Annotated in this window: 18 protein-coding genes; 7 read left to right on the plus strand and 11 right to left on the minus strand. The window is 41.5% G+C overall.

Annotation, left to right across the window (positions count from 1 at the left end):
- The first annotated feature begins 163 nt into the window (after window positions 1–163).
- Window positions 164–724: a toxin-antitoxin system YwqK family antitoxin gene (locus ACXAH9_RS17000; RefSeq protein WP_474896049.1), complete on the plus strand. Its 561-nt coding sequence runs from the start codon at window positions 164–166 to the stop codon at window positions 722–724.
- A gap of 649 nt (window positions 725–1,373) precedes the next feature.
- On the opposite strand, the gene groL is transcribed toward ACXAH9_RS17000, so the two are convergent.
- Together groL and ACXAH9_RS17010 are read right to left on the minus strand one after the other, a co-directional pair.
- The gene (gene groL / locus ACXAH9_RS17005; RefSeq protein WP_474896050.1) at window positions 1,374–3,011 is read right to left on the minus strand and encodes a chaperonin GroEL; all 1,638 of its coding nucleotides are present in this window, start codon (window positions 3,009–3,011) and stop codon (window positions 1,374–1,376) included.
- Window positions 3,012–3,043: 32 nt separating this feature from the next.
- Window positions 3,044–3,322, minus strand: coding sequence for a co-chaperone GroES (locus ACXAH9_RS17010; protein WP_350205683.1), 279 nt, complete (start codon window positions 3,320–3,322; stop codon window positions 3,044–3,046).
- Window positions 3,323–3,535: 213 nt separating this feature from the next.
- Here ACXAH9_RS17010 and ACXAH9_RS17015 point away from each other — a divergent pair, with 213 nt between their 5' ends.
- Window positions 3,536–4,249: a hypothetical protein gene (locus tag ACXAH9_RS17015; protein ID WP_474896051.1), complete on the plus strand. Its 714-nt coding sequence runs from the start codon at window positions 3,536–3,538 to the stop codon at window positions 4,247–4,249.
- A 146-nt stretch (window positions 4,250–4,395) separates the two neighbouring features.
- Window positions 4,396–7,605 carry a CHAT domain-containing protein gene (locus ACXAH9_RS17020; protein ID WP_474896052.1) on the plus strand — a complete coding sequence of 1,070 codons (3,210 nt, stop codon included), beginning with the start codon at window positions 4,396–4,398 and terminating at the stop codon, window positions 7,603–7,605.
- Here the strand turns inward: ACXAH9_RS17020 and ACXAH9_RS17025 are convergent.
- On the minus strand, window positions 7,595–8,323 hold the full coding sequence (locus ACXAH9_RS17025; protein ID WP_474896053.1) for a tetratricopeptide repeat protein: 729 nt from the start codon (window positions 8,321–8,323) through the stop codon (window positions 7,595–7,597). The genes ACXAH9_RS17020 and ACXAH9_RS17025 overlap by 11 nt on opposite strands.
- Before the next feature lie 4 nt (window positions 8,324–8,327).
- Window positions 8,328–8,879: an RNA polymerase sigma factor gene (locus tag ACXAH9_RS17030; protein ID WP_474896054.1), complete on the minus strand. Its 552-nt coding sequence runs from the start codon at window positions 8,877–8,879 to the stop codon at window positions 8,328–8,330.
- A gap of 145 nt (window positions 8,880–9,024) precedes the next feature.
- Between ACXAH9_RS17030 and ACXAH9_RS17035 the strand changes: the two genes are divergently transcribed.
- Together ACXAH9_RS17035 and ACXAH9_RS17040 are read left to right on the plus strand one after the other, a co-directional pair.
- On the plus strand, window positions 9,025–10,131 hold the full coding sequence (locus ACXAH9_RS17035) for a right-handed parallel beta-helix repeat-containing protein (protein WP_474896055.1): 1,107 nt from the start codon (window positions 9,025–9,027) through the stop codon (window positions 10,129–10,131).
- 10 nt (window positions 10,132–10,141) lie between these two features.
- Window positions 10,142–11,899, plus strand: coding sequence for a T9SS type A sorting domain-containing protein (locus ACXAH9_RS17040; RefSeq protein WP_474896056.1), 1,758 nt, complete (start codon window positions 10,142–10,144; stop codon window positions 11,897–11,899).
- 74 nt (window positions 11,900–11,973) lie between these two features.
- On the opposite strand, the gene secG is transcribed toward ACXAH9_RS17040, so the two are convergent.
- The 5 genes from secG to miaB are packed head-to-tail and all read right to left on the minus strand — an operon-like array spanning window position 11,974 to window position 17,871.
- A complete protein-coding gene (gene secG, locus ACXAH9_RS17045) occupies window positions 11,974–12,351 on the minus strand; it encodes a preprotein translocase subunit SecG (RefSeq protein WP_474896057.1) in 378 nt (125 codons plus the stop codon).
- Window positions 12,352–14,586, minus strand: coding sequence for a hypothetical protein (locus ACXAH9_RS17050; RefSeq protein ID WP_474896058.1), 2,235 nt, complete (start codon window positions 14,584–14,586; stop codon window positions 12,352–12,354).
- Between the two features lie 39 nt (window positions 14,587–14,625).
- A complete protein-coding gene (gene lptE, locus ACXAH9_RS17055) occupies window positions 14,626–15,147 on the minus strand; it encodes an LPS assembly lipoprotein LptE (protein ID WP_474896059.1) in 522 nt (173 codons plus the stop codon).
- A complete protein-coding gene (locus ACXAH9_RS17060; RefSeq protein ID WP_474896060.1) occupies window positions 15,134–16,417 on the minus strand; it encodes a sigma-54 interaction domain-containing protein in 1,284 nt (427 codons plus the stop codon). Before ACXAH9_RS17060 ends, lptE begins: the two co-directional genes overlap by 14 nt.
- Window positions 16,414–17,871, minus strand: a complete 1,458-nt coding sequence (miaB, locus tag ACXAH9_RS17065) for a tRNA (N6-isopentenyl adenosine(37)-C2)-methylthiotransferase MiaB (RefSeq protein ID WP_474896061.1) — start codon at window positions 17,869–17,871, stop codon at window positions 16,414–16,416. Before miaB ends, ACXAH9_RS17060 begins: the two co-directional genes overlap by 4 nt.
- A 75-nt stretch (window positions 17,872–17,946) precedes the next feature.
- Here miaB and ACXAH9_RS17070 point away from each other — a divergent pair, with 75 nt between their 5' ends.
- Both ACXAH9_RS17070 and ACXAH9_RS17075 read left to right on the plus strand, forming a co-directional pair.
- Entirely contained in the window at window positions 17,947–18,468 is a 522-nt protein-coding gene (locus tag ACXAH9_RS17070; RefSeq protein WP_474896062.1) for a gamma carbonic anhydrase family protein, read from the plus strand.
- Window positions 18,465–18,812, plus strand: a complete 348-nt coding sequence (locus ACXAH9_RS17075; protein WP_474896063.1) for a phage holin family protein — start codon at window positions 18,465–18,467, stop codon at window positions 18,810–18,812. The genes ACXAH9_RS17070 and ACXAH9_RS17075 overlap by 4 nt, the downstream gene beginning before the upstream one ends.
- On the opposite strand, the gene ACXAH9_RS17080 is transcribed toward ACXAH9_RS17075, so the two are convergent.
- A complete protein-coding gene (locus tag ACXAH9_RS17080; RefSeq protein ID WP_474896064.1) occupies window positions 18,803–19,729 on the minus strand; it encodes a PorP/SprF family type IX secretion system membrane protein in 927 nt (308 codons plus the stop codon). The genes ACXAH9_RS17075 and ACXAH9_RS17080 overlap by 10 nt on opposite strands.
- Window positions 19,730–19,740: 11 nt before the next feature.
- The coding region (locus tag ACXAH9_RS17085; RefSeq protein WP_474896065.1) for a T9SS type B sorting domain-containing protein at window positions 19,741–23,298 on the minus strand (3,558 nt) is incomplete at its 5' end.

The following is a 23,298-nucleotide window of genomic DNA, read 5'->3' on the forward strand; positions in this document are numbered from 1 at the left end:
CCGAAGATTACTTGTATTCAAGTGCCAGAGATTATGCAGGTGTCAAGGGGTTAATAGATGTTGAGTTCTTGGATTGAATGGCCACAAGTTGCAAACTTGCGGCAGCATGGGATACTTATTATGATGAATCTCTTCCAACTAATGTTATTAAAATAAATTAAGTGTGAGAAAATCATTTGTTCTTTTACTAATTATTATTAGTTGTTCAAGCAACGTAGAAGAAGTTTATTATCCTGATGGCTCCTTGAAGGAGATAAGGTCTTACAAGGGTAATAGTAGACATGGTAAATGGATTCTTTTTCATGAAAATGGTGATACATCTCGAGTGTATCTCTACAAAGAGGATTCTTTAAAATCAATGAGAGTTTTGGTGAACAATAATACTGTTCTGTACCGAGATTACTTGGATACAACTATACAGCATGGAAAGGAGATTTTTTTCCATCCAAACGGGCAAGCTGAAACAATAAGTGAGTTTAGAAATGGTTTACCACATGGGCCGACACTAGGTTATTATCAAGATGGTAAACCACAAATAATTATGATGTATGAAAATGGTAAAGGTGTTGGTGAATTCAAACAATTCTATCCTAACGGCCACTTGTTTATGTCATCAGAGGATTATAGCTCAGGAATTTTTACATATTACGATAGCGCTGGAATCAAGAAACTTGATTTTTTAATGAGGAATGGTAAATCGGTAGATACCTTGAAGGTTTATTAAATAGATAATCTATCCACAACTATTCCAAGCATATAAAGACAAAACTAGCGCAAGCATCCGCTTGGACCTTTTGTAGTAAAGAATCATATGGATGAGATTGCTTCAGTCATTCCCTGCCTTTATCGGCAGGCAGGTTCCTTCGCAATGACGGAAATATCTTTCGTCATCGCGAGTGAAACGAAGCGATCTCATAGCACTTGTATACCATTCAAAATTGTAAGATTACTTCGTCGCTCATTCTTCGCTTCTCGCAAAGACGGATGATTGTTTATTTTCGTTATGTAAATTCTATAATCGGAGCAGCGACCCGCACCAGGGATGGAGTGGCCTGTTAGAGTCTGCCTGACGGTAGGCAGGCAAATTAAGTTATCGTAATTGTCCTACACTTCGATAAACTCAGTGTGACAAATAGAAACTATCCTTCGATAGACTCAAAGTGACATATACAATTGATTGTCATCCTGAGTGCGACTGAAAGGAGTGTATCGAAGGATCGACAATCATTGTAGTAACCAAAAGGACCCGACACGCTAGTGCCGGTCTGGGCCCAAGGCCTTGTGGGATAGAGCGGCCCATTTCTTACTATCTGAAAATGAAAAAGCCCACTCCAAAGGAGCAGGCTTTCTATATCTATAAACGTGGATGTTTCTTACATCATGCCACCCATGCCACCGCCCATGCCAGCCGGCATAGCTGGGGCAGCACCTTCTTTTTCCGGTTCCTCAGCTACTACACACTCGGTAGTCAATAGGAGCGCAGCGATAGAAGCAGCGTTCTCAAGCGCTAGTCTGGTCACTTTTGTAGGATCAATGATACCAGCTTTGAACATGTTAACATATTCACCGGTAGCAGCATTGAATCCGTAATCCGCCTTTCCAGCCAATACATCATTTACTACAACAGAAGCTTCACCACCTGCGTTTTCAACGATGGTTCTCAAAGGAGACTGGATCGCGTTTCTTACGATGGTTACACCGGTATTCTGATCTTCGTTTTCAAGTGTAAGACCGTCTAGCGCTTTCATCGCTCTGATCAATGCCACACCACCACCAGCTACGATACCTTCTTGTACGGCGGCTCTAGTCGCGTGCAATGCGTCATCCACTCGATCTTTCTTTTCTTTCATTTCTACTTCAGTAGCTGCACCGATGTATAGGATAGCAACTCCACCAGAAAGCTTAGCAAGTCGCTCTTGTAGCTTCTCTTTGTCGTAATCTGAGGTAGTGTTCTCGATTTGCTGCTTGATTTGGTTTACGCGAGCTTCAATATCTTCTTTTTTGCCAGCACCATTTACGATAGTAGTGTTGTCTTTGTCGATATTGATTTTCTCAGCAGTACCTAAGTAATCAAGGGTAGCGTTTTCAAGCTTGTATCCTCTTTCTTCAGAGATTACTGTACCACCAGTTAGGATAGCGATATCCTCTAGCATTGCTTTTCTTCTGTCACCGAAACCTGGAGCTTTTACAGCAGCAATTTTTAGTGACCCTCTGATTTTGTTTACTACTAGCGTAGCAAGTGCTTCACCTTCTACATCCTCAGCAATGATCAACAATGGCTTGCCAGTTTGAGCTGTTGCTTCAAGGATAGGAAGAAGTTCCTTCATGTTAGAAACTTTCTTGTCGTAGATCAAGATGTAAGGGTTTTCCAACTCAGTTTCCATCTTGTCCGTGTTGGTCACGAAGTAAGGAGAAAGATATCCTCTGTCAAACTGCATACCTTCTACCGTCTTAACTTCAGTCTCAGTACCTTTAGCTTCTTCTACAGTGATCACACCGTCTTTACCTACTTTGTCCATTGCATCAGCAATCATCTTACCGATTTCCGGATCGTTGTTGGCAGATACTGAAGCTACCTGAGCGATCTCCTCAGAAGTTTTGATGTCTTTCGACTGCTTTCTAAGGTTCTCAACAACAGCTGCAACAGCTTTGTCGATCCCTCTTTTCAGGTCCATTGGGTTTGCACCAGCAGCTACGTTTTTGATACCGTGACCGAAGATTGACTGAGTCAATACAGTTGCAGTAGTAGTACCATCACCGGCATCATCTGCGGTTTTAGATGCTACTTCTTTTACCAGCTGAGCGCCCATGTTTTCGATTGGCTCCTTCAGTTCGATTTCTTTTGCTACAGAAACACCATCCTTAGTGACAGTTGGTGCACCAAATTTCTTATCTAGGATTACATTTCGACCTTTTGGTCCTAATGTCACTTTAACTGCGTCAGCAAGGATGTCAACACCAGTCTTGATGCTGTCTCTTGCGTCGGTATTAAAGAATATATCTTTTGCCATGATTGTTATTGATTTTCAGTTTTAAGATTTAATTATACGATTCCGTAAATGTCTGCTTCTTTCATGATCAGGAATTCTCTACCATCGATGGTGATCTCTGTTCCTGAGTACTTTCCATAAAGCACCTGGTCTCCGACTTTTACGTTGATAGGCTCGTCTTTCTTACCAGTACCGATAGCGACAATTTGTCCTCTTTGAGGTTTTTCTTTTGCAGTGTCGGGAATAATGATTCCGGACGCTGTTTTTTCTTCAGCCGCAGCAGGTTCTACCAGAACTCTGTCAGCAAGTGGTTTGAAATTTACTTTAGACATGTTTGTAAACGTTTATGTTTAGTTGAATTCAGATTTCTGTTTTGCCTATCATCATTTTATGTGCCAAGACATGAATGTCAGTATGCTTAGTGTGTTAATATGACATTTTTACAGGATATCATGTCACTTTCCTCTAAAACCACGTTTAAGCTCTTGACAAACTGACATTTGAGGTTTAATTTTTAAGATTAATTAGATTAAAAATTCACATGTATGGATAGTTTAAGACATGACTGGCTGACAGAAGGCCTTATTGATTACGAGTACAAAAAGTACATTTTGCTTGCTTATTTGAAGGACGTGGGGAGAAGGTTTAATCAATCCGAGCTGTATCCTTTTATGTCTGATTTGATATTCCATTATCGAAATCTGATTAAGGTGAAGGAGAGTAAGAAGCTGATGTATGACAGCTTTCCGGAAACACTGAGCAAGGCAGATTTCAATAAGCTTCGCCTGACTTATGATAAGATCGTGAATGATGATGAAGTGATGCGGCAGATAGAAGAGATCATTTCATTTGCCATCCCTAAAATGAAGGGCATGCTGGAGGAAGGAAAGGAATTGTATGAATTTGTTGAGGAGCAGATCAACCTGGAGCCGGTCGGGGTATCACCAATCTATTCCGATGAAGGTTACCTGTTCATCAATCAGGAATCGTCAAGAGATGTTTCTATTTATCGCTATCAGATCACCTTTTTTGAGCATGCGGAAGAGAAGTACCGAAGCATGACCACCGAATTTCTAATGAACGAAATTCGGAACATCAGTAAAACCTACGAAAACATAAAAGTGGGCCTAACAAAGAAGTTTACAGAGCTACCTAATCCAGCTACCTATTTAGCAGTGAGTAAATTGAAATTTCCGCTTAATGAAACTGTGCTGCCTGTAGCTAAGCGAATGCTGGTGAGGAAAATTTCAGTTTCATAACTTATTAAAGACATGTAGATAGGCATTTAGCATCTTTGATAGCCGCAAAAATATTAGTAGCTTCATACGCTCTACCTTAAATTAACAAGTTGGTTCGAAGCTTACTCCTTATCTGTCTGCTGTTTTCATTTAAAACGTTCATACCTGTGTTCTGTCAAAGTACGAACGCAGAGAATCTGCTTCAGCAAGGTGAACAGCTAATCTATGACGGATATTATGATAGTACAATACGCGTATTAAAAAAAGCGATGCTCTCCTATCAGAGGTCCGAAACTGATAAGATCGTGAAGACTTATTATGCATTAGGGGAGGGCTATCTCAATATTGGTAAATGTGACAGTGCATCCCTGGTAATCAATCAGGGACTCGACCAAGCTACTGATGAATTTCTGTTGGCTGAAGGTTATTATGTATTAGCCAAGGCAATGGGAGGGTGTTCTAACAGATGGAAGGAAGCCAAGCAAACCCTGAATAAATCAACAGCCATCAAGAAAAAAATATACGGTACAGACAGCCCCGAAATTTCTTTCAACTATAACCTGATGGGTTATTTTCATATTTATTCTGCAGCCTATGACTCTGCCTTAATTTTTCTTGATAAGGCGTTAATCATCCGAACTGCCCACCCGGAAATGGATCCGTTTGAGTTATCAGCTACTTATTTATACCTGGGCAAGGTGTATGTACAAAAAGGTGATTTGAAAGAGGCCTTGAAATATGCTTTACAAGCACTTGATATAAGGAGGAAACTCCTCCGAAAGAATCACCCCAGCACGTCGAATGCGTTAAGTGATGTGGGAAATACTTATAAAGGTTTTGGAAATTACGAAAGAGCGTTAAGCTATTTTAAGCAGGCACTTGATATACGAAAGAAGACCTTGGGTGATAAACATATAAATGTAGCTGCTAGCTACTACAACATGGGATCATTATATGGAAATATGTTTGATTACAGAAGGGCAATTCCGTTTATCGAACAAGGCAACCTGATCTTAGAAGATAAGTTCGGAGATCAAACGCCCGTCTTGCATACCTACTACGCATACCTTGGGCTATTGTATCACAAAGCAGGTGAAGCGATCAAGGGACAGAAAACAATAGAAAGAGCTTTATTTCTCTCTGAAAAGTATCTCCCTCAGGATCATCCATACCGAGCCACTATTTATAACATAGCCGGACAATACTATGCAGGCATAAGTGAATTTGACCGACAACAGTCGCTCTATTCTGAAGCATTGAAAATCTATAAGAAGCTCGGACAGAGAACAGGAAGTGAGGCTGACATTCTTTTTGGGTTGGGAAAAAGCAGCCTGGAATTTAAGGATTTCAAGCAGGCAAGAATGTATTTTAATGAGAGTTTAAATATTTATATCAGCCGACTAGGTAAGAAGAATGATAAGGTGTCTACCGTTTACCAAAAATTGGGAGACCTTGAGAAAAATCAGGGAGATATAACCAACGCACTTGATAATTATTGGCTCTCTCTGCATTCACTAGCTTTAGATGAATTTGAAAGAAATGTCACATTTGACCTTCATACTCTCACTCATAAACAAAAGGCACTTACGAGCCTTCATAGAATTGCAAACATCCACCGATTGCGATTTGAGCAAACATCTGATATTAATGAATTAAGCACATCACTTCAGCTATTCAATAAAGGAATTGAACTACTGGATTTGATAGGATCCGAATTCCAGCTTGAAGACTCCCGCGCACAGTTAGCAAAGGACACAAGAAGTTTCTTTAATGACGCAGTGAAGACCGCTCACCTGCTCTATGAAGAAACTGGCGAAGAGCCATATAAAAAGGCACTTTATTACATTATTGAAAAAAGTAAATCACCTATTCTATCAGCTAGAATTCAGGAGAATGAGGCCAGACGATTTTCAGGGGTCCCTGATAGTGTAATCAACAGAGAGAGGGATATTAGGGTAGAACTATCTTATTTTAAAGAGAAATTGAGAGATGCTAAGGCGGCAAGTAATGAAGAAAAAATAGCATTTTATCAAACCGAGGTATTTCAAACACAGAATGCTTATGAGCAATTTAAAGAGAGGTTAAAGGATGAATATTCGGATTATTATGCCTATCGCTATGAAAATCACATCATAGAGCCCGCAGGGGTACATGCACTACTTCCACCGGGAACACTTTTATTGGAATATTATGAAGGAACCGAAGATATCTATACACTAGCAATCAGTGATAAAGCATTTGACGTATACCGGTATTCTGCCAATGATAATATCAAAAAGGCTATCAAGGGATACCGGAGAAGTTTGACAGACAATGCCCTAATTGTTGACAACCCTTCTCGGGCAGATAGCTTATTCGTTTCTTCTTCTCATTTTCTATTTAAAGAATTAATTGAGCCCGCAATTGAAGAAAAAATGGACGTAGAAAAGCTTCTACTTATTCCTGATGGAAGCCTGAGTAAGCTAAGCTTTGGAACTTTTCTGACTCAGCCTGCTCCTAAAGATCGAATCGAATATGACCGACTCAATTATTTGCTGAATGATTATGATATCAGTTACGCGTATTCTGTTTCACTGAATTTTAGTGAAAAAGATGAAGTTTCTAATTTCCGGTTTGCTGGTTTCGCCCCATCATATAAAGCAGCGCAATATGCTGATCTTGATTCGAGTAAACATCCAATGGCCTATGAGCTGGTGCGAGACGGAAAACTTCCTTTACCAGGGGCCATTGCGGAAGTTCAGGAAATCAGCGATTTAGTAGGAGGGCGAATATGGATCAACCAGGAAGCTTCGGAGAGTAATTTCAAAGCCCATGCAGGGGAATATAAAATCATCCATCTTGCGATGCATAGTTTACTAAACAGTGAAGATCCGGAATATTCCGAATTGCTATTTAATCATGAGCAAGACAGCCTCAATGATGGCTACCTCACTATTGATGAAATATACAACCTGGATCTCAATGCCTCATTGGTGGTTTTGAGCGCCTGCAGCAGTGGAGGAGGAACTTTTCAGGAAGGAGAGGGGCCAATAAGCTTTACGAGAGCTTTTAGCTATGTGGGATGCCCCAGTGTAGTCATGAGTATGTGGAAGCTACCTGATGAATCTACTCATCAGATTATGGTTGAGTTTTACAAGAACCTGAAGGCAGGAGATGCAAAAGACGAAGCATTAAGAAAGGCCCAGCTGCATTACCTGAAGAATACGAATGATCCATTGTATCAGCATCCATTCTTTTGGGGTAGCTTTGTTGCACTGGGAGATATGAGTCCAATCTCTGATACGAACACTACCAGCAAGGTGCTTATTTATATCTTGGTGTTTTTACTTGCCGTGATTCTCTTTTTCAGGGGGAAAATCTTTCCCGCTAAGCATTGATAAAATCAAGGAGTTTTTCAGCTTCTTCTTGTTTATAGTGACGGGTCGAATTCACGATAATGTTCAGAACATCTTTGGCTTTCTCCCATTTTCTCATTTTTACATAAGCAACAGACAGGTACCATCTTGCTTGCTCTTCGAAGCGGCTGTTCTTCAGCATTTTTTTGGAGAACTCTTTTACCGCGGCTTGGTAATCTCCAGAGTAAAGAAAGCTTAATCCTCTAAGAAAGATGGTTTGCGCAGTACTTGTATCAGCCAGGTGAACGATAACTTTTTCGTAATTGCCACTGCTATAGGCAGAAAAGGCATCACTCAATTCAGTAGACCCCTGACCATTTCGAAGCGGAGTAGAAATCACATAAGGATTTTCAAGCTCGTGAGCCAGAAGATCTTCCATCGTAGGTCTGGTGAGGTAGTAAACTGCGAAAGCAGATACCAGGATCACCGCTACAGATGCCGCTATTTTCAGATAGCTGAATGACATAGTTCTGCTCAGTTGATTCTGGATCAACACCTGTCTGTTTTTCAATATTCGATCCAGGTAAAGATCCACTTCAAGATCATTTTTAAATTGCTCTTCCAGGATTAAAATACCCCTTGCAATCTCCCTTGCTGTCTCATCTTTGATGAGCAGCTCTCGCATCTGATTCATGGTTGAAGAATCCAGAACTCCGTTGAGGAAATCTTTGATCAATTCATAGTTATATTGGGGTTTCACGTTGCTATTGATTTATTTTTTTGAATACTTCTTTCAGTTTAGCTCTGGCCGCTGACTTTCTGTTGGCTACCGTTTTTTCTGTGGCTTTGACCATTTCAGCAATCTCTTGGTTATCATAGCCCTGTTGGTGCAATTGCCATATTTGATAGCTTTTTTCATCAAGGGTCGATCTGATCATTTCATCAATGTTTTCCATAGAAAACCTCATTTCAATATCCGGGAGCTTCTCGTGTTCTAGTTGATAGTTATCATTCAGTAGCTTTCTCCTTCGTTCAACCTTACTTAAATACGTGAGACATTCATTTTTTGCTACATGAAAAAGCCATCCCTCAAAATTTTCGATATCATGCACTTTGTCATATTGCAATAACTTGATGAGCACCTCTGAGGCCACATTCTCTGCTGGCTCCACACTGCCGATTTTGCCAATACAAAAGGCTGTCAAACTGCGATGATAATAGGAGTAGAGTTCACCAAAGACCGTCTTATCTCCTGCAGCAAATTTTTGCCACAAAGACTCTTCATTCCCGTGCTTATTGGCTGATACGTGCATCATGCTATTTAGAAGACTCGCAAAGTAGCCTTATTTCCCGATTTTCGATACTTTCTATAAAAATCACAAATGAATCCGGGAAAAATATAAAAGTTATCAGTCTACTAGGTAGATGAAACTAATTGATCACTATAAACAATACAGTCTGATGAAAAAACTAATAATGATTTGTGCAGCTATAGCTTGCACATTTACCTCTGTCGCTCAAACTGTCCGGATAGCAAACAATAATCCGGGGGCAGTGGGAGGCACCAACGTATATACGGGGACCAATGCGTTGCAAAATGCGATAGATGCTGCAGTTTCCGGCGACATCATCCATGTAGTACCAAGTCCGAACGATTACAATGATGGATTAATTAATGATAAGTCTCTCACCATTATCGGTATAGGACTAAATCCTACCAGTGATATGGGGCTTAGATCTATGGTAGATGAACTGCGGTTTGATAATACGGGCGCCTCCGGCTCTCGCATCTCAGGGCTTCATGTGGATGATATCAGTCTTGCGATCAGTACGACGACTCCTCACACGGTATCTAATGTGCTAGTTGAAAATTGCGAATTTCATAGAATTCGTGGAGCAGGTTATGGACCTGGATCACCTAATAGCATTTCAGGCTTGGTGGTACGAAATTGTGTGGTTAATTCTTCTAACTCTACGAGTGATGCGCAAGGTTTTGAACTAAATAACTCTTCCGGAGTAATCATAGAAAATAACATAATAAAGAGCAGGTGCTGCGCCGCTGGGACTGTCCAGGGGAACGCAATGACAGTGCAGAATAATCTATTTTTTAATGGCTCTACCGGAATAGCCTTGCATGACATAGACAATTCGGTCATTCGAAACAACATCTTCCTGAACTCAACCCCGAGCTCATGGGGAGGACTTGGTGCTGACAATACGTATCAAAATAATATAAGCTTCAGTTCTTCATCCGATGCTTTCCCATTAGGTACAAATGGAAATACAGGATCAGGAAATTTGGAAGGAGTAGACCCAATGCTTACCAATGTGACGGAAACAACTGGCGATTGGAGCTATGACTTTGACATCACACCCATGGTTGGTTCTCCTGTGCTTAATGCTGGTACGGACGGGACAGATATTGGTCCAACGGGAGGATCTATTCCCTTCAACACGGAAGGAACTTTCCTGCCCGTTATTCAGTCTTTGACTTTACCTTCTGTCATTTCTCAAGGTGTGGATCTCCAGGTTACTATCAAGGCTAAAGGAAATATCACTAATGACTAGTCGGTTTAAAATGGCATCATGGCAATTCAGGCTTTATCTAATCCTGTTTTTACTATTGATGGCAATAAGTGTATTCTCGCAATCGTCCATTTTCGGCATGGAATACTACCTGGATTCAGATCCTGGAGTTGGAAATGGTACGGCTATTTCCATTACTCCCGGAGTTAATCAGGATGTTGATATTTCAATTAATACCTCCGGACTTTCGGTCGGATTTCACGAGTTGGTAGTGCGAGCCAGGTATTCTGACGGTACCTGGGGGATTCATGAATCTCAGGTATTTTACGTTAGTCAATCAAGTGCTTCTACAATCATTACTGAGATGGAGTACTTTTTTGACACAGATCCGGGCTTTGGTAATGGTACTTCTTTTACTGTCAGTCCGGGTGAGACAATAGATATGCAAGCGCTGTTCACTACCACCTCATTATCTACCGGATTTCACATACTACATGTAAGAGCAAAAGATAACGATGGCGTATGGGGTATGCATCAATCGCAGGTTTTTTACATTGATAATCTTGTGGCTACTGGATCAAATGGTAACCTTTCCGGGATTGAATATTTCATTGATTCCGATCCGGGTATTGGTTCAGGTTCTGAAATAGCTATAGATCCAGCGGTATCCAGCATAGACGATGACTATACCTTGGAAACAAGCGATCTCCCCCATGGAAATTATACTTTGGGAGTGCGAGTATTTAATGGTAATGGCAGCTACAGTATTACAGAAATGGCCAATTTTGATATATGCACTGGAGCTACTGTTGATTTTTCTGCCAATACCGTGTGTGTAGGCACAGCTACCGATTTTACAGATCTATCAACGGACACTGAAGCAGGAGATATCTATAGCTGGGATTTTGATAATGATGGATCTGAAGACGATAATACAGCAGGGAATACATCATTTACATATCTCTCAGCTGGTAGTTATACGGCTGTTTTGACAATCGATAAGGCGGGATGTGCGGTTAGTAAAGAAATCTCAGTTACGGTAGAAAGTAACCCTAGTGCTAATGCTGGTGCGGATCAGAATGTTACATCAGATAATACCACATTGGCAGCAACTGCTCCGGCAAGTGGAGAAACCGGAACCTGGTCAATTATTTCCGGTACCGGATCATTCGCTAATGCAAATGATCCCAATACAACATTGAGTGGAATTTCGGAAGGTCAGACAGAAGTCCGATGGACGGTTGTAAATGACTTAGCAGGATGCACTTCATTTGATGACTTGATAATTACCCGGTCTGCACCTGCATTATCGGATGAGACGGACATTTTGACTTTTAGTTTGCAAGAGCAGTTTAGCCCGGCAACCATAGATGATGTAAATCATACCATATCCATGCTTGTTGAGTTAGGTACTGATCTTTCCATACTAAATCCCTCGATAACCATTTCATCAGGAGCAAGCATTTCACCTTCCGGACCTCAGGATTTTACCAATACAGTGATATATACTGTCACTGCTGAAGATGGTATTACCACACAGGAGTGGACCACAAATATTGAGGAGAGGCCTCTGGGGTTAACAGGGGCTGATATTCAAGTGTATCCCAATCCGACAAATGACAAGGTGTTTATTCAAAATATAAGTCAGCCGTATGAGGTCAAATTATTAGATACGGTAGGTAAAGAGTATTATTCAGGGAAGAATAGCCAAGAAGTTTCACTAGGTAAACTATCAGAGGGAGTTTACTTAATGACTATCAAGCCTGATGAAAGTAATGCAATTACGCTAAGAATTGTAAAGAATAACTAAGGCAGCATAAGCTTAGGCTATGCAAACGGGCGGCTCAAGGAGCCGCCTTTTTTATTGGTCAGGATTTCGAAAAATTAATTTCCAGTACTATCAGTTGCTGTACCTTCTGTCAGGTCTTCTAACCCAGAGGCATCAGATTCTGCAGGCTGAATACCTTGCGGAATAGCAGGCTGTGTGGTCTGTGCGTTATCAATGTTAGGGCTAGTTAGAACATCCTGCTCAACATCCGGTTGAATGAAATTGGTAGATACAGAAAGGATCAATAGTGCAATAGCGAACCCCCAGGTTAGCTTTTCAAGAAGGTCACCTGTTTTCTTCACACCCATCAGCTGGGTTGTACCAGATCCTCCAAACTGACTGGAAAGTCCTCCACCTTTTGGATTTTGTGCTAGCACAACAAGGATCAACAACACAGCGACAATGACAATCAGGGTTACTATTATTCCGTACATCTATTCAATCTTTGAAATTAAGTCCGCAAAGTAAGATTTTTTTTCCGGATATTTCAAGCTTAAAGCCTCATAGATTTCGATTGCACGTTTTTTATTTCCCTGATGCAGGTATATCTCAGCAAGGTATTCAGATGCTAAGTTGGGATCCCATGCGGCACTTTGCTCCGCAAGGTCTTCTGTTTTGACTTCTTCTTTCCGTTGATATTTTATGGTAGGGGACTCCTTAATGAACTTATCAATGATGTCCTGCTGAGATTTTTGATCAGACTTGTCGTCATCTTTCTTTTCCTCTTTCTTGGTCGACTTAGACTTAGCGGTTGTCTTTTCTTTACCGGCCTTCTTTTTCGATTCTTTCTTTGTAGTACTTTTTTTCCCTGAAGTGGTGGTTTTCTTTTCTTCCTTCTTAGCAGAAGCCTTGGGCTTAGCGTCCTTTTTTACCTCTTTCTTCTTTTCTGCTTCTTTTGATTCTACTTTTTTCTCAGTGTCCTTGTCCTCTTCTTTTTTATTCTCCACTGAGACCTCATCCCGGACGGATTTAGAACGCCTTGGACTCTTTCTTTGAACAGGTTTCGCCTTGGAGAGATCAGGAAGTCTGAATTTGCCATCTACATCATCCTCCTTGCTCTGATCGTCTTTTTTCTTGGCGGCAGGCTCTTTTGATAGTTCCTCGTTGGTCTCTACCTTCTTTTCTTTATTTTCTTCGGCTGCCTTCTGTGGTGCTTGATCTTCAGAGGTGTCTTCCTTTTTGGATTTTGGCTTATCCTCTGTCTTACTTTGCTCTTTTACTGACTCAGCTTTTTTTGCGTCAGGCTTGTTGCCAGTTTCAGGCTCGTCAATATCCAGAAAGCTTGTATCAAAGTCCTCTGGTGGTTTAAGCGTACTTCGTGTTTGGAAGCGTGAGAAGCGCGGTTCCCGGATGACACGCTCTGCTCTTTCTTCCCCTTTCGAATCCTTATCGTCTTCTTTCGCCTCTTTTTCTTTTTTCGCTTCGACCTTTTCTTCCGTTTTCTTGGTTTCTTCCTTAGCCTCAATCGGCTTTTCCTTCTTCTCGGCAGGCTGCTCTTTAGATTCTTTTTTGTCTGTTTTTGGCTCTTCTACCTTTTCTGCTGACTCAGCTTTTAACTCTTCCTTCTTTTCTGCTGGTTTTGCAGTAGACTTTGCTTCTTCCTCTTGAGTTACTTCTGCTTTCGCCTTTTGTGCTGCTTCTAAAGCTTGTCTTGTTATGTCCGAAGCAGTCTTTTTAGTTTCTTCAGCTAGCTTGTTTGCCTCAGCGATAAGTTTGGCTGTGTCCAAATCAGAGATGTCTTCACTATCTGATTTCTCATCTTTAAGCTCCTCATCTTTAATCTCTTTTGCTTTAGGCTCCTCTTCTTTAGGCTCTTCTGCTTTAGGCTCTTCTGCTTTAGGCTCTTCTGCTTTAGGCTTCTCTTCAGTAGTTTCAGGTGATACGTCAGCCTTTGGTGCCTGTGCTACACCCAAAGGTTTTTCTTTCTTATCAGTATCTTCAGGTTGGTCAGACTTAGCATGAGACTGTGTTAGATCGGTAGCTTTTTTCAAAGCGGCTGAGACAGCATCGTCTTCCTCAATCTTTTCCTGAACCTGAGCAAATTTGGCTCGGGAAGATTTCAGGTTCTCCATGTCACGTTGAAGATCTTCAAGAATGGAGTCCAAATGACCTGAGGGTAGCTCTGGTATTTTTGGTTGTGGTTTTTTAGGCTCTTGCTCCTTTACAGCGCTTGGGCGCTTATCTGTTCTTTCCTTAGACGGCTCAGCGACTATATCCTGCTCCTTAGACTTGACTACAGGTTTAGGTTCTTTGGTTTCCTTAGCTTGAGGGGCCTCTGGTTTTTTCTCTGCTACTTTCTCTTTTGGCTCTGGTGGAGAAGATTGGGGTGCTTGTGTTGCTTCAACAGGTTTCTGATCTGCTTGTTTAGCTTTTTCAGTAGGTTTTTTTTCTTCAACTTCAGGCTCTTCCACCTCAGCAGGTTGATGAAGGAAGAAAAGGTTGCCACTGAGGTATTTCTTAAGCAACACACGGTCGGTAGAGTAGATGGCAGCAGAAGCGACTCTTTTTTTTGTCTCAGGGTGGTTATTCTCCTTGCTTGCTTTTGCTAAAAGTAGGCGGGCGCTGAGAAAATAGGGATGCTCGTTCACTATTGACTCCAGCTCATCTAGCTGCTCCGGAGAAAGCTTATTAGGTTCTCTTAGATAGGTGATTAACTCTGTTTTGTTCACAGGATTAGCTAACGGTGTTCAAGCTAAAATTAAGCAAAATCACCAATTTGCCACGGAAGCATTGAAGATATCTAAAACTATTTGGTCAAATATCTCTTCTACGAAGGCTTCTTCATTTGCTGCCAAATCGGTAGTGTTATTGTCAAAATCTTTGAAAAAAGAGAATGTTTTGTCAAAATCGAAGGTAGGATCATTGACGTTAGTGTATGTAGCTGAGACAGTTATGGTGATTCTGGATAGCGCTGAAAAATCCGCTTGTCCCTGGTTTCCCGATGTAGCAGCTACCGGCGTAATGGTGTAATTGGAGATATAACCGTCAATTTGTAAATCGCCATTATTATCTACTAATTCCAGGCTGGTATTCTGTTGAAAGTAGTCTTTGATGTTCTCTGTAAACAATACACTCATGTTGGAGGGCCCCAGTGGTGCATTGTTGTAAAAGGTGGAAATGGTAATGGTCTTTGTATCCGGTGAAATTGACGCACCGGTGAATGAATACACGCCACATCCGCTGCTGAGGCCTACTGACAGAATGAAAAGAATAAGACTAAAGGTTCTCAAGTTCATATTGCTTTATCTTCCTGTACAAAGTTCGTTCCGAAATACCGAGATCCTCGGCAGCATATTTTCGTTTATTGTTATTTTTTCTTAAGGCCTTGATTATCAATTCCTTCTCTTTCTTCTCAAGGGAAAGGGAGTCTTCCAGTTCCATTTCATGTGTAATATCCTCTACTTCAGAATCATAATCGTCCTGGCTGGATGATATCACCAATGTTGGCTCATCTTCAGATTTAGGTTTTTCCTCTTTGTACTCCTCCAGGCGAGCATGGGAAGAATCAATGTTTTGGAAGAGGGTTTTATGATCTTCCAGAATTTCTTTGTCACTATCATCTCCATCCAACATTTTAAACACTAGCTTTTTCAGCTCAGCCATGTCAGATTTCATGTCGAAGAGCACTTTATATAAGATGTCGCGTTCAGTAAAGTTGTCTTTTGATTCTTCTTTATTGATCAGGGCAGGGAGGTTGCTTCCCGTACGTGGCAGGTATGTTTGAAGCTGTTCCAATGAAATCTCTCGCTCCACGCTTAGCACACTGATCTGCTCGACTAGGTTTTTAAGTTGCCGTATGTTGCCCGGAAACCTGTGTGACTTGAGGTATTCTTTGGCATCATCAGAAAGCTTGATAGGCTCTGTCTTGTAGTTTTCAGAAAAGTCGTAAGCAAACTTCCTGAATAATAGTACCACATCATCTCCACGCTCTCTTAATGCAGGAACATAAATAGGGACGGTACTCAATCGATAATATAAATCTTCACGAAACTTCCCTTTATTGACTGCATCCAAAAGATCTACATTGGTAGCAGCAATTACGCGAACGTCAGATTTTTGGACTTTGGATGAGCCCACCTTGATGAACTCACCATTTTCCAATACACGAAGCAATCTTGCCTGTGTACTTTGTGGCATTTCACCAATTTCATCCAGGAAGATGGTGCCACCGTCGGTTACCTCAAAGTAACCTTTTCGGTCTCCTGTTGCCCCGGTAAACGCACCCTTTTCATGACCAAATAGTTCAGAATCAATGGTTCCTTCGGGAATTGCACCACAGTTGATAGCTATAAACTGTCCATGCTTACGGTGCGAGAGGCTATGAATGATTTTTGAGAAGGATTCTTTTCCTGCACCACTTTCCCCGGTAATGAGCACGCTCATATCCGTAGGAGCAACCTGCATGGCTACTCTTATGGCATTGTTGAGTTTGCTGGAATTGCCAACAATCTCAAATCGCTGCTTTATTGCCTGAACTTCTGAATCAATTTTTAAACTCATACTATTTCACCGAATAAGGTAGCAGGTGTGCAGTCATTCACACGGACATTTACATATGTGCCTTTTGGAACGTCTGCTTCAAAAATGATCACTTTGTTGGCTGAATTCCTTCCTTGCATTTGCTCCTCAGAACGCTTGCTTTTACCTTCTACCAATACATTGAATTCCTTACCAATGTCCAGTCTATTTCTTTCCAGAGATATTTCCCGTTGTTTATCTATGATTTCCTGAAGCCTTCTTTTCTTTACTTCAAGCGGAATATCATCTTCATATTTTTTAGCAGCAAGTGTGCCAGGTCTCTCGGAATAAAAGAACATGTAGGAGAAATCATACTTCACATAGTCCATCAGTGTGAGGGTGTCTCTATGTTCTTCTTCTGTCTCAGAGCAGAAACCTGCAATCATATCAGAACTGATGCCACATTCTTCACCTAAAATATCTCGTATCGCATCCACACGATTAATATACCATTCCCGATCGTAGGTTCGATTCATCAATTCAAGTACTCGTGAGTTTCCACTTTGAGCAGGCAGGTGGATATAGTTGCAGATGTTTTCATACTTTTTCATGGTATGAAGCACCTCATCAGTAATGTCTTTTGGGTGGGAGGTAGAAAATCTCACTCTGAGGTCTGGGTGTACTTTGGCTACCATTTCGATGAGATTTGCAAAGTTCACAATCTCATCAACGTCATCTTTCTTATTTAGACGAGCTTTATTGTTTTCTACCGGAGACCATTTGTATGAATCTACATTTTGTCCAAGAAGCGTCACCTCTCTGTACCCTTTATCAAATAGCTCCTGTGCTTCTTTTACAATCGAGTGCGGATCGCGACTTCTTTCTCTGCCTCGTGTAAATGGTACCACACAGAATGAGCACATGTTATCACATCCACGCATGATAGAGATGAAGGCGGTCACCCCGTTTGAGTTTAATCTAACTGGGGATATGTCTGCATATGTTTCTTCCCTTGACAGGAAAGTGTTGATTCCTTTTTCACCTTCCTCGGCCTGCTTTACCAGTTTAGGTAGGTCTCTGTATGCATCAGGACCCAGTACCAGGTCAACAATTTTCTCCTCCTCCAGCAACTTGGACTTGAGGCGCTCTGCCATGCAACCCAGTACACCGACGGTAACATCTTTGTTTTTCTTTTTTACTCCATTAAAAAAATTAAGGCGGTTTCGTACCGTTTGTTCCGCTTTTTCACGAATGGAGCATGTATTGATCAAAATTACATCGGCATGCTCAGGGGAAGAGGTAGTCCCATACCCTTCTTTTTTGAGAATAGAGGTGACAATCTCACTATCCGAAAAATTCATTTGACAACCGTAGCTCTCTATATACAGCTTTCTTCGTGCAGTCGTGCCGTCATCTTCGGTGGTCTTAAAATCACACGATTCAGGTTGATTTTTCTCTTCCTCAAGTAAATCTATGTCTGCTATCAATCCTTGCATGTCGCAAAGATAGAAAGTGTAATGACATTTTGTCAGCACTTAGGGAATTGATTTTATATAGATTTAAAAGAAAAAATGGCTCACATTCAGGAGGTGAGGGGTTTTGCCCCAAAACATGGAAAGGATTGTTGGTTTGCACCGAATAGCACGATAGTAGGGGAGGTGGAAATGGGTGACAATTGCACAGTGTGGTTTAATGCAGTGGTTCGAGGAGATGTTAACTTTATTCGAATTGGGAATAATTCCAATATTCAGGATAATGTAACCATCCATGGGACTTATAAAAAAGCAGGAACGACAATCGGTAATAACGTATCCATCGGTCATAATGCTGTTGTGCATGGCTGTACGATAGAAGACAATGTTTTGATAGGAATAGGGGCTATAGTATTAGACAATGCGGTCATTAAATCCGGATCCATTATCGGGGCAGGGACGGTAGTGTTGGAAGGAACTGTTGTAGAGCCTAATTCTGTTTATGGAGGTGTTCCTGGTAAGAAACTTAAAAGTATGGATGCGGAGAATAAGGAAATGCTTGGTAGAATTGCAGGGAATTACACCATGTACGCAGGTTGGTTTAAAGAAAATGAAAAATGAATATCCTAGTTAAAATACTTCTTTCATCGATTGCGGTAATTATTGCTTCATACTTATTACCGGGAGTTTATGTAGATGATTTTATCACTGCGGTGATAGTAGCTGTGCTATTAGCCTTGTTGAATGCTTCGGTTAAGCCATTGCTAATATTATTCACCATTCCCTTAACAGTTTTTACACTCGGGCTTTTTCTGTTGGTGATCAATGCAATTATTATTCTTATGGCAGATGCTATCGTGCCGGGTTTTGACGTCCATGGTTTTTGGTGGGCATTGATATTTAGCTTGTTGCTATCACTGATAAACGCCTTGCTATCAGATATTAGCAAAGAGGGTCAGAAATAAACCGGACATTGAGGATCTTTTTTGTAGTTCCTTAATTTCACACGATAGTTGAGCATGATCTCATGTGTTCCCCTGGAGTTATTCGCCAAAGCATTTACTGTTGCGTCATAGGCGTATCCAATTCTAAAGTTCTCGTTGAGAATCAGCTGAGTAAGAAAAACTATAGCATCCCCACTTCGATAGGAAACACCCGCGTAGGCTATTCCATCAAAAATAATGGTTGCATTCAAATCCCAGCCTACACGGCTCTGTTCCTGATATCTAAAGAGTGCCGAAGGACTAAATTTCACATTTTGATTAATGTCGAAAATTACCCCACCTGTGGCGTAGTAGTATCTGCTTTCTCTACCTTCTGTTGTAGTGCCATCTTCTGCCTGAACTTCGTACAAGGTGTTCTCCAAAATAAACGGAACGGATATTCCGGCATACATTCTTGGATTGGCAAAATAAATTCCGGTACCAAAGTTGGGTGTGAATCGGGTAGGGGTACCCGACAGTAATTCATCATCCTCTCTCAAAAGATTCAAATCCTCAAAGTTCGACCTTCGATTATCAAATCCACCAGAAAGACCCATAGCGAGAATTCCTGCACTGGTTTTGATCTTATAAGCGCCACTGACATAAAGAGAGGATTCCTTATGTATCCCAATCACATCTTCGGCAGCTTGCAAACCAAGTCCTATCTGGTTTCCATAGAATGAACTATGAACGGAAAGAATATTTGATCTGGGTGCTCCATCCACATTTATCCATTGCTTCCTGTGAATAAAGCTGGCACTCAAGATATTCAAGCTTCCTGCATATGCGGGGTTCAAAGACAGCCCGTTAAACATATATGTGGACATGACAGGGCGTTGCTGTGCAAATGCACAGCAAACCATCATCATGAAAGAAAATACAATCGTTAATTTTTTCATTCCAGCTAAAATTACCGAACTAATTCTAAAAATCCTTGTACAGGGTCTTCACCATTGCCTAAGTCAATGATATAGAAGTATGTACCGGCTGGCAACTGAAGGCCTCCACCACCAACGTTACTAAATCCTTCAAATCGAACATCGGTATTGTTGTACCCATCAACTTCGAAAAGTCGTTGACCTGCACGGTTGTAGATCTTAACGTTGTTGTTAGGGAAATAATCTATACAGTCGATTAAGAAGAAGTCATTCTTACCATCCGCATTCGCAGATACTCCATTGTAAATCGTCAACGATGTTTCAATGGTGAATGAAGCTTCGTAAGAACACCCATTCTCGGCTGTAAATGTTACAGTGTAATCGCCTGGATACGCATCTATCAATCGAGACTCTGTACCTACAAGTGTTCCGTTGGAATCTCTCCATTCGTAATCTGTTGCAAGATTGAATTCATCAAACTGGATGACTGCAGTACCTGTAAACTGATTGGTAGAACCATCTTCTGTTCTCAAGCATACAGAGTTATTAAATACCACCTCGTATTCAGGATCAACTACCTCATATCCAATATCTACTGAAGTCATTGGAGATTCACACCCTGTAGCCAGGTTTGTAGCTCTAACCAGGTATGTGGTTGTGTCCAGGTTAAATACCTCAGATCCAGTTGCATACGGTGTATTCATATCGTTTGGATCAAACCATTCAAACAGGTAGTTATTCGTGATACCATCCACATTTGCAATTGCGCTACCGTTGGCAAACGAGCAGTTAGTTCTGCCATTGTTTACAATCACTGTTGGTGCATTTGGTGTCTCGGCATTATTCAATATTTCAAAGACCTCTGTTGCAATACATCCGGTAATTACGTGAGTCAATTCAATTGAATACATTCCTGCGTCTAATGAATCAATGTAGAATGTAGAACCGATCTGATTGCTTGCATCATCATACCAGGCAATATCTACCGTTGATAAATCTGGTACGCTTACCGATGCATATCCGTCTTTATCGTCAAAACAAACGGTAACGTCACTTGTCTCAAGCGTATAGCTCGGTGGAGTGGTTGCATCCTCTACGGTTACTTCTGTGGCATTTGATACGCAGAAATTATCTATATCGTCTATTACTAAGACAACATAATCTCCACCTGGAATATCTTCTACAAGCGTGCCTGTATAATCCGCTCCCAGAGGATCAGGATTTGTGCCAACTGTAGAAAGATTACCAATGAACCAGTAGAAGCTATAGTCCGAGATCGATCTACCTGGTGCCAGTGTGATCACTGAAGCAGCCATTTTACCATTAGGACTTGTACAGTTGGTATTAGCCGATGTTGACGTTGAAATAGCAATTGGGTTAGGAATGTTATCCACCATTTCATATGTCTCCATTGATGTACACCCGGTGATATTGTTCGTTACCACAACGGTATAGAAGCCAGCTTCAATTCCTGACACCTCATTAGTAGAAGCACCTGCAAGATTCACCCCACTTGTGAGATCATCAGAGGTAAGAGGGTTGGAATCATCTGTACCATAGTACCACTCAAAGTCATACGTCGCATTTTCAGGGTTACCATCAGCCAAGACTAACAATCGTCCATTTGGATTACCCGGATCACAATTCGCCTGGAAATCGAATTCATCCAAAGTGATGGATGGTGGCATGGAATTGTCATTCACAGTAACCTGGTAAGGAGGAGTGACACAGTTAAGATCATTGTGAGTTCCAACCACAAAGTAGGTTCCCGGAGCGGCTGCATTCCACGTAGCGCCGGTAAATACGATGGCTGCACCACCAGCCGGGTCTCCATCGTAGATGTCGAATGTGTAATCAGCGATTACACCTTCTCTTACGCCCGTTACAGTAATGGATCCGTTACCAGGAGCACAATTGGTAGCACCTGTAGTTGAAACGGCTGTGATAGCCAGATCAGACGGTTCGCTTGGCACTTCAAATTCAAGTGCATTTGTACACTGGCTCGAACGGTTCAGTGTCCATGCCACATAGGTTCCCGCTGACAACCCTGTGATTGTTGAAGTAGTCGCAATCGGCGCACCCGCTGTATCTACCGCCAGGTTTCCGGTCGAGTTATACCATTCAAATTTGAAGTTGCTATTCGAATCATCCTGACCGTCTACTTCTGCAGATAAAGAACCTGTTGGAGTACCACCCACACAGGAAGTGTCAGCAGCTGCTAACGTCACTTGTAGGTCAGGAAGTGTTATCAGGTCAGTAATATCAAAGTAGATTCGATCAGACTCACAATTAGAGTCTGTCTTTCTAATGATCGCATAGTAATCCGTACCAACTCCCAATCCTTCTACAAACAGGTCGTTTGGATCTGTTCCAGCAGTTCCAGTCAACACATTGCTAGAGTTATAAACTTCGATTGCATATACTCCATCAATAACCATCTGTGCTGAGTCTCTCAACACTCCATTAAAGGAAATCTCTGTTACAGCGAAGCTTCCGTTATCGAAACACGCACTCACATTATCAATGGAATAATCAGTGATAAATAATGATTCATCTTGCGTAGGAATAATAAAGTCTCTTGACCGTACACAATTGGTATTGGTATTCTCAACTTCTACAGAATATGTTCCTCCCGTAACATTAGATAGAACAACACTATTCGCTCCTCCGATTTCATTTCCAGGAACTGCTCCAGCACCAGTAAACCACTGGACGGTGAAATGATCTGTTTCATCAAACTGACTATCAATGATTACCTCTAGTCCGCCAATTGCAATACCTCCACCACAATCTTCATTAGGTGTCACGCTCACGAGCGAAATCTGAGGATTCCTCACAGAGTCTTTCACATTTACAATTGCCGTTGCTGCGAAACAACCTGTTGTGGTATTCTCAGCAAATATGTAGTAATCATCAGCTACCAGATTATTCAAGGTGATAGTAGGGGAACCATTATTGGTGAATGTTCCGGCAATTGGTCCTGCTGCCGAACCCTCTCTTATGGTTACTTCATAGTCATCAAGGACCCCATCAATATCCGCATCATTAATAATTAACGTTCCACTGTTTCCTACACAAAGCGTATCTGGCTCAGTGTTCGCCTGGATAGCCGAGACATTGAGCGTCGGAATATTGTCATTAGATCCAATATTAAATACGGCAGATGCTGTACATCCTTCATTACCAGTTCCAGGAGTATCACCCAGGTCTTTGGTAATTACTACTGTGTAGTTTCCTGTTGCCAACCCGGACAAGCTGGTTAGGTTACCACTTGCACTAGCAGTAGCACCTCTTGACCCACCATCTGCAGGGAAGATCTCATTAGCAGGAGCTATAGTACCTCTATACCATGTTATTGTAAAGTCATCTGGATCGCCTGCTACACCTTCATCATTAATACTAATGCTTAATGTTCCATCTCCTACATTGCCAGTATTGTCACAGTAGGTATCTTCTGTCTTGGCTGCCAAAGAAATTACAGGGTTCACTGCTTCTTCGTCGATGATAAACTCGATGAGGTCAGCGGCAGGGGTTACACAGCCTGTGGTATTGTTTTCCAGTCTGAGGTAATAAGTACCTGCAGGCAGTCC

It is taken from the genome of Ekhidna sp. ABH4_415, from assembly GCF_056161305.1.

Excerpts from the sequence above, each read along its gene's own strand:
- groL (WP_474896050.1), bottom strand. The coding sequence starts at position 3,011 with ATGGCAAAAGATATATTCTTTAATACCGACGCAAGAGACAGCATCAAG.
- ACXAH9_RS17010 (WP_350205683.1), bottom strand. The coding sequence starts at position 3,322 with ATGTCTAAAGTAAATTTCAAACCACTTGCTGACAGAGTTCTGGTAGAA.
- ACXAH9_RS17015 (WP_474896051.1), top strand. The coding sequence starts at position 3,536 with ATGGATAGTTTAAGACATGACTGGCTGACAGAAGGCCTTATTGATTAC.
- ACXAH9_RS17030 (WP_474896054.1), bottom strand. The coding sequence starts at position 8,879 with ATGATGCACGTATCAGCCAATAAGCACGGGAATGAAGAGTCTTTGTGG.
- ACXAH9_RS17035 (WP_474896055.1), top strand. The coding sequence starts at position 9,025 with ATGAAAAAACTAATAATGATTTGTGCAGCTATAGCTTGCACATTTACC.
- ACXAH9_RS17040 (WP_474896056.1), top strand. The coding sequence starts at position 10,142 with ATGGCATCATGGCAATTCAGGCTTTATCTAATCCTGTTTTTACTATTG.
- secG (WP_474896057.1), bottom strand. The coding sequence starts at position 12,351 with ATGTACGGAATAATAGTAACCCTGATTGTCATTGTCGCTGTGTTGTTG.
- ACXAH9_RS17060 (WP_474896060.1), bottom strand. The coding sequence starts at position 16,417 with ATGAGTTTAAAAATTGATTCAGAAGTTCAGGCAATAAAGCAGCGATTT.
- miaB (WP_474896061.1), bottom strand. The coding sequence starts at position 17,871 with ATGCAAGGATTGATAGCAGACATAGATTTACTTGAGGAAGAGAAAAAT.
- ACXAH9_RS17070 (WP_474896062.1), top strand. The coding sequence starts at position 17,947 with ATGGCTCACATTCAGGAGGTGAGGGGTTTTGCCCCAAAACATGGAAAG.
- ACXAH9_RS17075 (WP_474896063.1), top strand. The coding sequence starts at position 18,465 with ATGAATATCCTAGTTAAAATACTTCTTTCATCGATTGCGGTAATTATT.
- ACXAH9_RS17080 (WP_474896064.1), bottom strand. The coding sequence starts at position 19,729 with ATGAAAAAATTAACGATTGTATTTTCTTTCATGATGATGGTTTGCTGT.